Below are 13,470 nucleotides of genomic sequence, written 5' to 3' on the forward strand. Positions count from 1 at the left end.
CAGGAGAAAGACGGTTCCAGTACTCGTAGTGCCACGGAGACCAAAAATGTCGTTTCGCCCCGCCTTGATCCTCGCAACGGTGCTCGTCGCATGGTCGGCCGCAACAAGCGCCGAGACCATCAAGATCGGCGTGACGCCGGGGCCGCATGCGCAGATCCTGGAGGCCGTGAAGCCGGTCGCTGCCAAGCAGGGCCTCGACATCCAGCTCATCGAATTCTCCGATTACGTCGTGCCGAACGCGGCGCTCGATGCCGGCGAGATCCAGGCCAATTCGTTCCAGAACCAGCCTTACCTGGACAACCAGAAGACCGACCGCGGCTATAAGATCGAATCCGTCGGCCTGACCGTGAATTTTCCGATCGGTGTCTATTCGAAGAAGCACAAGGCTTTCGCCGACATCCCCGACGGCGGCAAGGTATCGATCCCCAACGATCCGACCAATGGCGGCCGCGTGCTGCTGCTGTTGCGCGACAAGGGCGTGATCAAGCTGAAGGACGGCACGGGCTTCAGGCCGACGGTGCTCGACATCACCGAAAATCCGAAGAAGCTGAAATTCATCGAGGTGGACGCCGCGCAGGCGCCGCGCGCGCTCGACGACGTCGATGCCGCGGCGATCAACACCAACTATGCAACCCAGGCGGGCCTCGATCCCGTCAAAGATCCGATCCTGCGCGAGGATCCGAAGGGGCCCTACGTGAATCTGATCGCGGTTCGCACCGCAGACAAGGACAAGCCATGGGTCAAGATCCTCATCGACAGCTACCACACGCCTGAGGTGAAGGAGTTCGTCCTGACCAGGTTCAAGGGCGCGGTGCTGCCGAGCTGGTAGGCAGACTGCCTGCAATCAGGCGGCAGGGTATCCCGGCGGCGTGGCGGCCTTGCGTAGGCAGCCTTGCGCATTGCCGGCTTGTCTCGGGCCACGGCAACCGACATCATCGGTTCCGTGGCAATCCTCGCCCGACAGGGGTCGTATGAAACGCTTTGCAAACCTGAAACGCCTGGGCTTCTTCACGCGCCTTCTCGATGAGGCGCCGCCGGCGGACCGATATCGCTTTGCCGCCGAGCAGATCGTGCGCGCGGAAAAGGCGGGCCTCGATTCCGCGTGGATCGCGCAGCATCATTTCCACGAGCGCGAAGGCGGATTGCCATCGCCCTTCGCCTTCCTCGGTTATGTCGCAGCCCAAACCTCGCGCATTCGCCTCGGCACCGGTATCGTCACGCTGCCGCTGGAGAGCGCGGTGCGGGTGGCGGAGGATGCCGCAGTGCTCGATCTCCTCTGCAACGGTCGCTTCGAGCTCGGTGTCGGCACTGGCGGCAACCCGTCGGCCTTTGCCGCCTTCGGCCTCGACGGCACCCAGCGCAACGAGATCTTTGCGCGCAATCTGGACGTCGTCCGCACCGCGCTGGTCGGCAAGCCGCTCGCTGGTGGCGACACGCTCTATCCGCAGCGCCCGCAATTGGACAAGCGGATCTGGCAGGCGACGTTCTCGGTGGCCGGCGGTGCCCGCGCCGGCAAGGCCGGCGACGGCCTGTTGCTGTCACGCACCCAGCCGCGAAGCAAGGACGCGCCGACGGCCACGCTCGCCGAGATCCAGAATCCGGTGATCGATGCCTATCTCGCAGCGCTGCCGCCGGGCTGCGAGCCGCGCATCATGGCCTCGCGCAGCATCTTCGTCGCCGACGATCATCGTGAGGCGATGCGTCTCGCCGACATTGGCTTGCGGCGGGCGCTCCCGCAATTCATGAAGGGCGGCCATCTTCCCCCCGGCGAGACGCTGGAGGAGATGATCAAGGCCTTCGACACCCATGTCGGCGCGGCCGATGAGGTCATCGCCTCGCTGCGGACTGACGCGACGCTGGATCGGGTGACCGATCTGGTTTTCCAGGTCCATTCGGTCGATGCGCCGCATCCTTATGTGCTGCGCTCGATCGAGCTCGTGGCAGACAAGGTCGCGCCGGCGCTGGGCTGGACTAGGACGGCGCCCGCAGTGGCCTTGGCAGGCTAGTTTCACGGAATTGCATGAGGCCTAATGATGAGTACGCCTGACATCATCGACACGCTTGCCGGGATCAAGCCGGGATCGGCCCTGGACGCCATTCGCGCGCATCGCGTGCAGGCGCGCGACAACGCGCAGAAGAGCTATCTCTCTCTGTTCGAGCCAATTGACGCCAGCGACTTCTCGCTTGTCGAGCGTGCGGCGGTTGCCGCCTTCGTCACCGGCCTCCATGGCGAATCCCCGGTGGCCGCCTTCTATCGATCGAAGCTCGCGGCGAGCACGGACGGCGCGCGCCTGGTCGAGGCGATTGAGGCCGAGATCGCGCGCGGCAAGACCTCGGGTCCTTACGGCTCCTTTCCAGCCGGACCGCTCTCGGTCGAGAACACCGCCGGCTTGATCTATCGCGTCAGTGCGGAGCGCAGATCGGCGCTGGGTCCCCGGCTCGGTGCCGCGCTCGAACACGCGCATCTGCTGGTGTTCCGGCCGCGCGATGCGTCGTCAGCCGACATGAAGGCGCTGCTTGGCGCCGGGTGGTCGAACACCGGCATCGTCACGTTCTCACAGCTCGTCGCGTTCCTGTCGTTTCAGCTGCGCGTCGTCAGCGGCTTGCGCACGCTCGCCGCAGTCAACGCGTAAGAGGAGGCTGCATCATGAGCACCGTCAATCCGCCCGTCGTCTTCACCCAGGATGAGCTCGGTTGGGTCTCCTGGATCGAGCCGCTGCCCGAGGCCGAGCTGACCGAGCGGCACTTTGCTGGCCTCGTCGATCGTGCCCGCGCCAAGTCGGAATATTTCCGTCTGCTGGTGCGCGATCCCGAAGTGCTGGAAGCCCGCACCAAGACCGACAAGGACATCTTCTACAACGTCGCCGATGGCCTGCCGCGCGCCGAGCGCGAGCTCGCGGCGGCTGCGACCTCGCGCTACAACGGCTGCATCTATTGCGCCTCCGTGCATGCGCGCTTTGCCAGCACCTATTCCAAGCGCCGTGACGACGTGCAGCGTCTGCTCGACGAAGGCCTCAAGGCGGATCTCGGCGAGCGCTGGAACGCGGTGGTCAAGGCGTCGGTTGCGCTGGCCGCGACGCCGATCGCGTTCGGCCCTGACAATATCGCGGAGCTGCGCCGTGCCGGCCTCGACGACGCCGAGATCGTCGACGTCATCAACGGCGCATCGTTCTTCAACTGGGCGAACCGGCTGATGTTGTCGCTCGGTGAGCCCTCGAAATAGGCCATTTCACTGGCACAGAAATTGCCATTTGCTTTGAAACACCTGACTGGATGGAGCCGTGCATGAGCAACATCGACCGTCGTACCCTGATCAAGGGCTCGCTTGCCACCGTGATGGCGGGAACAGCCATGTCCCGCGCCGCCTTCGCTGACGCCGACCCGATCCTGCTCGGCGTCAGCGGCCCTCTCACGGGACCGAATGCGCAATATGGTACGCAATGGAAGCAGGGCTTTGATCTCGCGCTCGACGAGATCACGGCCGCCGGTGGCATCAACGGCCGCAAGCTCGCTTACAGTTTCGAGGACAGCCAGAGCGACCCGCGGCAATCGGTCGCGATCGCGCAGAAATTCGTCTCCGATCCCCGCATCGTTCTGGAGCTCGGCGATTTCTCGAGCCCCGCCTCGATGGCGGCCTCGCCGATTTACCAGCGGGCGGGGCTTGTGCAGTTCGGCTTCACCAATTCGCATCCCGATTTCACCAAGGGCGGCGACTTCATGTGGAGCACCTCGGTCAGCCAGGCCGACGAGCAGCCTCTGCTGGCGGCCTATGCCGTGAAGAAGCTGGGCCTGAAGAAGCTCGCGGTGCTGCACCTGAACACCGATTGGGGCCGCACCAGCCGCGACTACTTCGTCAACGCGGCGAAAGGGTATGGCGCGGAGATTGCGGTCACCGAGGGCTATATCGCCGAGGAGCGCGACTTCCGCTCCACCCTGGTCCGCGTGCGGGATGCCAATCCGGACGGGCTGATCCTGATCTCCTATTATTCCGATGGTGCGTTGATCGCGCGCCAGGCGCGTCAGGTCGGGCTGAAGCAGGTGATCTGTGCCGCGAGCTCAGTCTACTCGCCGAAATTTTTGGAGCTCGGCGGTGAAGCGGTCGAGGACGTTCACGTCGGCACGCGCTACTTCCCGGAGGATCCGCGACCCGAGGTGCAAAAATTCATCGCGGGCTTTAAGAAGAAATACAACGGGCTCGAGCCCGACGCGTTCAATGCCTATGCTTATGACGCGATGAACATGGCGGCCGCCGTGGTGAAGATCGGCGGCACCGATCGCCGTGCCATTCGTGACGCCTTCGCCAAGGTCAAGGACGTCCCGAGCATCATCTTCGGCACCGCGACGTTTGACGTCGCGACCCGCCGGGTCAAGGGCGCGATGAACGCCGAGCTCGTCGTACGCAAGGGCCAGTTCGCGCTCTGGGACGGCAAGCCGACTTGACATGATGGCCGGAGCGCTCGCTCCGGCTTTTCTCTCTTCATTAGGAACTCTGCGTGTCTTCCTGGCTCGACTACACGATCAACGGGCTGATCGTCGGTAATGTGTACGCCCTCGTTGCAGTCGGGCTCGCGCTGATCTTCGGCGTCAGTCGCCTGATCAATTTCGCGCAAGGCTCGATCTATCTGGTCGGCGCCTATATCGGCTGGGTCGCGGTGGTGCAGCTGCATACGCCGTTGCCGCTCACCATCATCGTGGTCGCTGTGGTGGCCGCGCTGGTCGGACTGATCATCGAGCGGTTTGGCCTGCGGCCGCTGCAGAACTCGGTGCGCATTGCGCCGCTGCTCGCGACCATCGGCATCAGCTTCGTGCTCGACCAACTCGTGATGCTGACCTTCTCGCCGAATCCGCGTGCGCTGCCGAGCCAGTTGCCGGATGTGCGCTTTCAGGTCGGCGGCGGCACGATCGGGCCGCTTGATCTCTTGATCGCCGGCGTCGGCATCACCAGCGCGATTCTGCTGTTCGTGTTCCTGCGCTACAGCAAGCTCGGCTGGGCGGTGCGCGCCACCGCGCAGGACCGTGACGCCGCGATGCAGATGGGCGTCGACGTCAATCGCGTCAATCAGGCCGTGTTCGGCATTGCGGCTGCGCTCGGCGGCGTCTCCGGCATGCTGGTCGGCATGTACTACAACCAGATCGACACCGCGATGAGCCTTCAGGCGACGCTCAAGGGCGTCGTGGCCGAGGTCGTCGGCGGCGCCGGCAATGTGCCGGGCGCCGTGGTCGGCAGCCTGCTGCTGGGACTTGTCGAGAGCTACGGCGTCGCCGTGTTCGGCACCAGCTATCGCAACCTGTTTGCGTTCCTGCTGCTGGTCGTCGTGCTCGTGCTGCGGCCGAACGGCCTGTTTGCGAGTGCGCGGCAGGCGCCGCCCGAGCCGCTCACCGGGACCTTTATTGCGCCGAGCCGGCCGGTGCGGATTCCGCGCTGGGCGCTGCTGGTCGCGGTCGCTGCCTTCGCGGTGTTGCCGTTCTTCCCGGTGTCCTTCTACGTGCTCCAGACCCTGATCAATGCCTGGCTGCTCGGGATGCTCGCGTTGAGCCTGACACTGGTTGCCGGCACGATCGGCCAGGTCTCGCTCGGCCATGCCGCGCTGCTCGCGATCGGCGCCTATACATCTGCGCTGCTGTCGCTGACGCTCTCCGTCCCCGTGGGCCTCGCCATCATCGCCGGCGGGCTGATGAGCGCGGCGCTCGGCACGGCCCTGATCTCGCCGTCGTTCCGCCTGCGCGGGCACTACGTGTCGATTGCGACGCTCGCCATCGGCGAGATCGTCTCGCTGGTGATCCTGAACTGGGAAAGCGTTACCCGTGGCCCGATCGGCATTTCCGGCATCCCGCCGCTGTCGCTGTTCGGCTACGATTTGATCAGCGCCTCGTCGGTCTACTGGTTCAGCTTTGCCGTGATGGTGGTGCTCGCACTGCTCCAGGCGCGCCTGCTCTCATCGCATCTCGGCCGCAGCTTTCGCGCCATTCGCGACGACGACATCGCAGCGCGCGCCTATGGCCTCAGCCTGAACCGCTACAAGTCGCTCGCCTTCATCTTCGGCGGGTTCGCAGCCGGCGTCAGCGGCGGCATCGCCGCGCATCTCTATTCCTACATCAACCACGAGACCTTCAACACGCAGCAATCCATTTTGGCGTTGACGGTGGTGATCCTCGGGGGTCTCGGCAATGTCGTCGGCGCCGTCGTCGGATCGGTGGCGCTGGTCGGCTTGCCGGAACTGTTCCGGATCGCGGCGGAGTACCGTATCCTGATCTATGGCATCGTGCTGCTGCTGCTGGTGCGGTTCAGGCCGCAGGGCCTGTTGGGGACGATCTGATGGCGGACGCAGACGCACCGCTGTTGCTCCTGCGCGGGTTGACGCGCCGCTTCGGCGGCCTCACCGCCGTTGATGGCATCGATCTCGACCTTGCCAAGGGCGGGCTGATCAGCATCATCGGCCCGAACGGCGCCGGCAAGACCACGCTGTTCAACCTCGTCACCGGGCTGGACCGGCCCGACGCTGGCGCGGTCCACTTCGAGGGTCGGGACATCACCGGACTTTCTCCGGAGAAGCTCGCGGCCCAAGGCATCGCGCGCACCTTCCAGCTTGGCCGCGTCTTCGGCAATCTCAGCGTGATGGACAACGTCCTGATCGGCGCGCACACGCGGCTGCGCGCGGTCAAGCCGGCGGTGCCGGTGATCGGCCCGCTGCTGGAATTGGGGCTGGCGTTGCTGCGTCCTGCGAGCGTCAGGGCCGAGGAAGAGCGGCTGCGCGAAGAGGTCAAAGCCATTCTCGCCCGGTTCGGCGAGCGGCTGCTGCCGCGGATCGACCAGCCCGCCTACAGCCTGTCCTACGCCAACCGCCGCCGCGTCGAGATTGCGCGTGCGCTGGCGCTGAAACCGCGTCTGCTGTTGCTCGACGAGCCGACCGCCGGCATGAACCCGAGCGAGACCGCGGAGATGCAGGCGCTCGTCGCCGAACTGAAGGCGGAGGGGCTGACCATTCTCCTGATCGAGCACAAGCTCGAGATGGTGATGCGCCTCTCCGACCGCGTCATCGTCATGGACGAGGGCAAGAAGATCGCGGAAGGCGCCGGCGAAGTGGTCCGCAACGATCCCAAGGTGATCGAGGCCTATCTCGGCCACGGCCTATCCGGCGCGGCCGAGCAGGAGAGCGCGGCATGACGACACCCGAACCGCTGCTGGCGCTGACTGATGTCAACACCTTCTACGGCCAGGCCCAGGTCCATTTCGATCTCTCGATCAATGTCGCGCGCGGCCACATCGTCTGCCTGCTCGGCGGCAATGCCAGCGGCAAGTCCACGACGATGAAGATCATTTTGGGCCTCGTAAAACCGCGCTCGGGCGAGGTCACCTTCGACGGCGCCTCGCTGATCGGGCTGACCACGCCGCAGATCGTCCGCCGTGGCATCGCCTCGGTGCCGGAGGCGCGACGCCTGTTCGCCGACATGAGCGTGCGCGAGAACATCCTGATGGGCGCCTTCGTGCGCAGCGACCGCGATGCGGTGGCGCAGGATCTCGACAAGATGCTGACGCTGTTCCCGAAGCTCGGCCAGCGGCTGTCGCAACGCGCGGGCTCCCTGTCCGGCGGCGAGCAGCAGATGGTCGCGATGGCGCGCGCGCTGATGAGCCGGCCGCGCATGATCGTGATGGACGAGCCGACCATGGGCCTGTCGCCGCTCTATGTCGACCGCGTGCTGGAACTGATCCGCACCATCAACCAGGAGGGCGTGTCGGTGTTCATGGTCGAGCAGAACGCCAGCCTCGCGCTCGAGATCGCGCACGAGGCCTATGTGCTCCAGACCGGCAGGATCGTGCTGTCGGGCTCGGCGCGCGCGTTGAAGGACGATCCCCGCGTCCGCGACGCCTATCTCGGCGGCTCTGAAGCCGCGTAGGGCGGCTATGCAGGAAAACCGCTCCGGCCGCGCGGGATTGCGCTGGTTGGTATGATTATTCTATGAAAATATCATACTGCTGGCGCAATGGACCGCGCGGACGGAATGAATGACGTGACCAGATTATCCTTGCGGCAGGTCGAGCCCGCCACTGTGCTGCTGTTCGGCGGGCTCGTCGCCGCCAACGTCGCCGCATGGGTCTGGGCGTTCGCGCTGTTCGCCGACCGCCCCACGGTGATGGCGACCGCGCTACTCGCCTGGGTGTTTGGTCTCCGCCACGCCGTCGATGCCGACCACATTGCCGCCATCGACAATGTCGTGCGCAAGCTGATGCAGGCGGGCGATACGCCGCGCTGCGCCGGTCTCTATTTTGCGCTTGGCCACTCTACCGTCGTCGTGATCGCGACCATGCTGCTTGCGCTCGGCGTGGTCAGCCTGGGCGGGGACAGCCTGCTCAAGCACATCGGCAGCTTCGTCGGCACCTCGGTGTCGGCGCTGTTCCTGCTCGTGATAGCGGCCATCAATCTCGTCATCTTCGCAGGCCTGTGGCGAACGTTTCGCGTGGCGCGGGAGCAGGGCGTTCATGATGCAGCCCAGCTCGATGCGCTGCTCGCCGGCCGCGGCTTTCTCGCGCGCCTGCTCGGGCCGATGTTTCGCCTGGTGACAAGGCCCTGGCACATGTATCCGCTCGGATTCCTGTTCGGCCTCGGCTTCGACACCGCGACCGAGATCGGTCTGCTCAGCATCTCCGCCACCGAAGCCGTGCGCGGCGCTTCGCTCGCCGATGTCCTGGTCTTCCCCGCTTTGTTCGCCGCCGGCATGGCGCTGATCGACACTGCCGACTCCGCGCTGATGGTCAGCGCCTATCGCTGGGCCTTCGTCGATCCCATGCGAAAGCTCTGGTACAACCTCACCATCACCGGCGCGTCCGTCGCGGTCGCGCTGTTCATCGGCGGCATCGAGGCGCTTGGCCTCATTGGTGATCGCCTCGGCCTCTCCGGCGGCCTATGGGCGCTGGTCGATAGCCTCAACGAGTCGCTCGCCAATGTCGGCTTCGCCGTGATCGCGCTGTTCGCGATGGCTTGGCTCGTTTCCGTCGTGCTATACCATCGTATGTTTGCCGATGAGCCGGCTCATCAAGCCGACGCCGCGCTCTAAGCCCGCTCCGCCGGCATCTCGTCCGCATCTGGATCGCCGGGCGCGGTCGCCCAGGCGAGCTCGACCAGCGTCGCGATCCGACGGCCGCCACCGTCGAGCTGGATGACGATCAGGCCCTGCTCCTCCATATAGCCGAGCAGGCGCTGCGCCCGGCGCAGCGAATGCGAGCCATAGGCGCGCGCGATCGCGGCATCGCCGGGGCAGGGCCAGCCTTCCTTGGCTGCCCGCGCAATCATCATGAATACGCCCTGCATGTCGTCGGGCAGGATCGAGGCGCGCAGCGTCACCTCCTGCCAGGAATCATCCTCGGCGATGTCAGTGCCGAGGCCTGCGCGCGCATGCGTCAGCATGCGGCGGAATTCACCGAGATCGGGCACTGAAGCGCCGAGGCCCTCGATGCGGCAGCGGACCACGAATTCCTGATAGAGCACGCCGATGGCGCGGAAGCCCGCATCGGGCGCGGCGAGCACGGCGCGCAAGGTGCGATCCACGCGCTCGCGCCGTTCTGCGAGCTCCTCGGCGCTGATGGGCTCCTCGATCGGCTCGGGGCTCGTTTCCGGCGCCGCGGCCTTCGCGGCGCGCAACTGCTCGAGCAGATCTGGTGCCGGCCGGCGCTGCGGCCGGCTCGCATCCGGCGGCGGCGCGGCCAAAATGACCGCGCGTGCGTCTTCAAGTGTGGCCTCCGGCATCGGCATCAGCCGCGGCGTCGAATTACGCGGGGAGGTGTCGGTCGGGCCGATATTCAGCCGCAGCGGACGGCGCGACAGCGCGGGCCCCAGCGCCATGAACTGTCCGCGCTCGAGATCGCGAAAGGCTTCCGCCTGCCGCCGCTCCATGCCGAGCAGATCGGCGGCGCGCGCCATGTCGATGTCGAGAAAGGTCCGGCCCATCAGGAAGTTCGAGGCTTCCGCCGCAACGTTCTTGGCGAGCTTTGCCAGGCGCTGCGTCGCGATGATGCCGGCAAGCCCGCGCTTGCGGCCGCGGCACATCAGATTGGTCATGGCGCCGAGCGAGAGTTTTCGCGCCTCGTCCGACACTTCGCCGGCGACCGCCGGCGCAAACAGCTGCGCCTCGTCCACCACCACCAGCATCGGGTACCAACGGTCGCGCTCGACGTCGAACAGGCCGCCGAGGAACGCGGCGGCGCGCCGCATCTGGTTCTCGGCGTCGAGCCCTTCGAGATTGAGCACGGTGGAGACGCGATGCAGCCGCGCCCGCTCGCCCGCGACCTGAAGGCCGCGCTCGGTGTGATCCTCGGCCTCGATCACCAGATGGCCGAAACGCTCGGCCAGCGTGACGAAATCGCCTTCGGGATCGATGATGGCCTGCTGCACCCAGGGCGCGCTCTGCTCCAAGAGGCGCCGCAGCAGATGCGATTTGCCGGAGCCGGAATTGCCCTGCACCAGGAGGCGGGTCGCCAGCAGTTCCTCGAGGTCCATGGCTGCCCCGGCGCCTGCCGTGGTCTGCCCCATCTCGATCGCAACCGTCATGTCCCCGACTCAAGTCCCCGCCATTCGCGGCAAGGGGCTTATCAATCGAAGCGGGATGCGTCGAGCGAAACAGGGCGAATCACGCCCCGTTGCCCACGGTGGATTTCAGCCGAGATCGGACAACCGTAGAAGCGCGGGCCGGTACGGTGCCTGGGGATCGTCGTCCTCGTCGGCGGGGATCGCGCAGGAGCCGTACTCCTGCCTGATCCGTTCGATCTCCGCGATACGTTCGTGCAGCCGTTGCAGGTGCTCCGGCGACTTCGCCCGCCAGAACCGGAAGGTGTCGGCCGTGAGCGGGAGGAACGCGGTGCCGAACAATGTCGGATCGGGAACGACGGTGCGCCCGAGCAGCAGGAATCGGTTCTCGCCGGAGACCACGAGGGTCGCGTAGCCGCGGTTGCCGATTCGCCTGATCCCGTTCAGCGACCATTCTGCGAGCTTGCTGAAATAGGGCTCCTCGCGCCAACGATCGGGGCAGTGATCATCGACGGTGACGTTCACGGCATCCTGGCTGAAATGCACGATGATGCCCGACTTCGCCGGAAACCACGCGTCGTCGAGATGGCCTTGCAGCCAGGCGCAGACGAATGAGCGGCACATCTGCGGACGGCGGTCGTAGATGGTGCACCCCGTGCCCGTCTGCCAGTGCTTGCAGAGCTGGTTCACCGGCTTGTCGACCGCGGCCACGTCGAGAATGTCGCAGCAGGCATTGCACGATCCGCATTGCCGGGTCAGCGGCGCGGTCTTCGGCAGGCCGGTCGGCCGAAACCCCTGGCCATCGCGAACCAGGAGCTTCTGCTTTTCCAGCGCATGCAACGCACGTTCGATCTTGAGACGCGACAGTCCGGTGGCGTCGATCACGCCCTTGATCGTCGTCGCACCTGCCCCTAGCGCGCGGACGACGCTCAGCATCGCCTGGTCCATGACCTTATTCTCTTGTTCTTGCCTGGATCCAACCACAGACGCTGCAACCCAGTGCCCGAATAGGTTGCAAGAGACAGCTTATTTACAAAGCTATGTTGCTCATGTCCATTCGCGAGACAAGAAGACGAGCCCGCGACGCACGCATGCAGCGCTTGCGCAAATGCGGGATCAAGCATGTGGAACGCGAGGCGGGCGGTGAGAAGAATCTCGTCGCTTTGGCTCGAGTTCGAACCGAAATGATGCGTTTTCACGCAGAGTCCCGTCGAGGCATGACGGGCAACATGCCGTTGTCTCGCGCCCAGGTGTTATTCGCGAGCGAAAGCAGGACCGTGCGCTCGGCGACACGATCGCGTGATCGCGGTCACTCCCGGTGAGTCAGCGCGGGCAGACGCGGCGCTTTACTGCGCGCCGGATCCGCCCTGCACGATCTTCTCGTTCAGCTTCTGGTCGACAGTCTCGACCGTGCGGTCGATCTCGGCATTGGGCACGCCGAGCTGGTGCGAGATCAGCTTCACCAGCAAGTCGACCCGCTCGATGAAGGGCGCGCCGCCGGCAACCGCGCGCGCCGCCGAGGACGGCTTCAGTAGGCTTTCAGCCGCCTTGGCATATTTCGCAAACGGCACCTGGTCCTGCGGATCGGCGCCGAGGCGACGCGCGATCCCGTCGACATGATCGTAGATCGTCTGCGAGCGCTTGAGATCGCCATGCACGGCATCGCGGATCGACTGCGGCTCGTGTGCGGTGATGCAGCGATAATTGCCGGTGAGCAGCATCGACCATTTCGCCAGCGGCACGAACAGAGAGGCGAACACTTTCAGCTTCACCGGCACGTCATGGCCATCGAGCGTCACCGCGTCGATGTCGGCTTCGAGCTCGCGCAGCACCTTGTTGTGCCTCTCGTCGGCGAAGGCCGATGCCTTGAAGTTGGTGGGAAGGCCGACATGAAGCACGTTCGCCGCTTCTTCCGGCGGACGGAACGCCTGCGGATCGGGCGAGCACAGTGTCACCAGGCCCGGCTCGAACCGCTCCCACACCTGCGCATTGGTGTAGGCCTCTTCGAGATCCATGCCGGCGAGTGCGGGGATGCGCTTCAGATAGGGCAGCGGCGGCATGTTCATGATCGAGAGGCACGGCAGCTTCGCCGCAGCAATCCTGATCATGAGAACGCGAACGGTGTGGTTGGTATATTGCGGCTCCTGCATCGCAAGGCCGACCAGATCGTAACGGGAGACGTCGACATCGCCCGGCGTCACTGCGTCGAGCTTGCCGGGCAGGTCGCGCGAGAAGATCGCCCGGTGCACCGCCTCGTCGCGCAGCTTGATGCGGACCTCGGTACCGTCGCGGTTGATCAGCTCCGCGGTCTTGGCGCGGCAAACCAGGGTCACGTTGTGCCCGGCCATCAGCAGCTTGGTGCCCAGCAGGGAGCCGTAGGAAGCCCCGAGGATCAGAATGTTGCGCGCCATGTTCGTCCCTCCGAGAAATCTGGCCGTCTTGGCCCCGCGCGTCGCCCGGGGGTGGATTTGGGCGGCATGTAATGGGAAGTCCCCAGCGATGGCAACTGGGATAATGCATACAAGCAAACGCCGGTATTCCCGCTTTGTTCGCAGGGCCGGGCGATCGCCAGCGGTCCGGATGGAGCCATTATCGTTTTGCCGAAATTCGGATTTGTCTTATCTGCGGGGCGGCGAGAGAGGCGGTTGGTTGTCTTGTGCGCGCGTGACGACGTAAGAACGAACTGCGCGGAAATTTCGTCTGCCAGCGACGATCCGACGCATTCGTCGCGCTATCGCGGCGCGCCAGATGCAGCCACACGAATGTAAGATGAGGGCCGCCGCGGCCGTGCCTTCTCTGTCATCAATTGCGATCTATTTTTTGAGCGCCGGCAGCAATAAAAAATACGATGCCAAGGCCCACAAAATGGCAGAATGGGGCGGGGCAAAACTGTGGATCAGCAACGGAGCTGGGGTGTGACGATTGAGTTGAGCCGGCGTGGACTTTGTAT

Annotated in this window: 13 protein-coding genes; 10 read left to right on the forward strand and 3 right to left on the reverse strand. The window is 65.2% G+C overall.

What is annotated here, in order from left to right:
• Window positions 1-46: 46 nt before the first annotated feature.
• The 9 genes from IC761_RS07350 to IC761_RS07390 all read left to right on the forward strand — a co-directional run bounded on the left by IC761_RS07350 (window position 47) and on the right by IC761_RS07390 (window position 9,054).
• Window positions 47-829: a MetQ/NlpA family ABC transporter substrate-binding protein gene (locus IC761_RS07350; RefSeq protein ID WP_195802597.1), complete on the forward strand. Its 783-nt coding sequence runs from the start codon at window positions 47-49 to the stop codon at window positions 827-829.
• 142 nt (window positions 830-971) lie between these two features.
• Complete coding sequence (locus IC761_RS07355; RefSeq protein WP_195802598.1) at window positions 972-2,006, forward strand: putative FMN-dependent luciferase-like monooxygenase; 1,035 nt, start codon at window positions 972-974, stop codon at window positions 2,004-2,006.
• Window positions 2,007-2,033: 27 nt separating this feature from the next.
• Window positions 2,034-2,633 (forward strand): CMD domain protein, encoded by a 600-nt coding sequence (locus IC761_RS07360; RefSeq protein WP_195804580.1) that lies wholly within the window; start codon window positions 2,034-2,036, stop codon window positions 2,631-2,633.
• A 14-nt stretch (window positions 2,634-2,647) separates the two neighbouring features.
• Window positions 2,648-3,223 carry an alkylhydroperoxidase domain protein gene (locus IC761_RS07365; protein ID WP_195802599.1) on the forward strand — a complete coding sequence of 192 codons (576 nt, stop codon included), beginning with the start codon at window positions 2,648-2,650 and terminating at the stop codon, window positions 3,221-3,223.
• Window positions 3,224-3,285: 62 nt separating this feature from the next.
• Entirely contained in the window at window positions 3,286-4,440 is a 1,155-nt protein-coding gene (locus IC761_RS07370; RefSeq protein ID WP_195802600.1) for an ABC transporter substrate-binding protein, read from the forward strand.
• A gap of 53 nt (window positions 4,441-4,493) precedes the next feature.
• A complete protein-coding gene (locus IC761_RS07375; protein ID WP_195802601.1) occupies window positions 4,494-6,317 on the forward strand; it encodes an ABC transporter permease in 1,824 nt (607 codons plus the stop codon).
• Window positions 6,317-7,165, forward strand: coding sequence for an ABC transporter ATP-binding protein (locus IC761_RS07380; RefSeq protein ID WP_195802602.1), 849 nt, complete (start codon window positions 6,317-6,319; stop codon window positions 7,163-7,165). The genes IC761_RS07375 and IC761_RS07380 overlap by 1 nt, the downstream gene beginning before the upstream one ends.
• Window positions 7,162-7,896 (forward strand): ABC transporter ATP-binding protein, encoded by a 735-nt coding sequence (locus IC761_RS07385; protein ID WP_195802603.1) that lies wholly within the window; start codon window positions 7,162-7,164, stop codon window positions 7,894-7,896. The genes IC761_RS07380 and IC761_RS07385 overlap by 4 nt, the downstream gene beginning before the upstream one ends.
• A gap of 114 nt (window positions 7,897-8,010) precedes the next feature.
• Window positions 8,011-9,054 (forward strand): HoxN/HupN/NixA family nickel/cobalt transporter, encoded by a 1,044-nt coding sequence (locus tag IC761_RS07390; RefSeq protein WP_438265086.1) that lies wholly within the window; start codon window positions 8,011-8,013, stop codon window positions 9,052-9,054.
• Here the strand turns inward: IC761_RS07390 and IC761_RS07395 are convergent.
• From IC761_RS07395 to IC761_RS07405, 3 genes are all read right to left on the reverse strand, one after another.
• Window positions 9,051-10,544 (reverse strand): helicase HerA domain-containing protein, encoded by a 1,494-nt coding sequence (locus tag IC761_RS07395; protein ID WP_195802605.1) that lies wholly within the window; start codon window positions 10,542-10,544, stop codon window positions 9,051-9,053. The two genes, IC761_RS07390 and IC761_RS07395, sit on opposite strands and share 4 nt — an antisense overlap.
• Window positions 10,545-10,649: 105 nt before the next feature.
• On the reverse strand, window positions 10,650-11,468 hold the full coding sequence (locus IC761_RS07400; protein WP_195802606.1) for a YkgJ family cysteine cluster protein: 819 nt from the start codon (window positions 11,466-11,468) through the stop codon (window positions 10,650-10,652).
• Between the two features lie 398 nt (window positions 11,469-11,866).
• A complete protein-coding gene (locus IC761_RS07405; protein WP_195802607.1) occupies window positions 11,867-12,931 on the reverse strand; it encodes a ketopantoate reductase family protein in 1,065 nt (354 codons plus the stop codon).
• Between the two features lie 358 nt (window positions 12,932-13,289).
• Here IC761_RS07405 and IC761_RS07410 point away from each other — a divergent pair, with 358 nt between their 5' ends.
• Window positions 13,290-13,439: a hypothetical protein gene (locus tag IC761_RS07410; protein ID WP_195802608.1), complete on the forward strand. Its 150-nt coding sequence runs from the start codon at window positions 13,290-13,292 to the stop codon at window positions 13,437-13,439.
• The last annotated feature ends 31 nt before the right edge of the window (window positions 13,440-13,470 follow it).

This window comes from Bradyrhizobium commune, from assembly GCF_015624505.1.
Taxonomy (GTDB): domain Bacteria; phylum Pseudomonadota; class Alphaproteobacteria; order Rhizobiales; family Xanthobacteraceae; genus Bradyrhizobium; species Bradyrhizobium commune.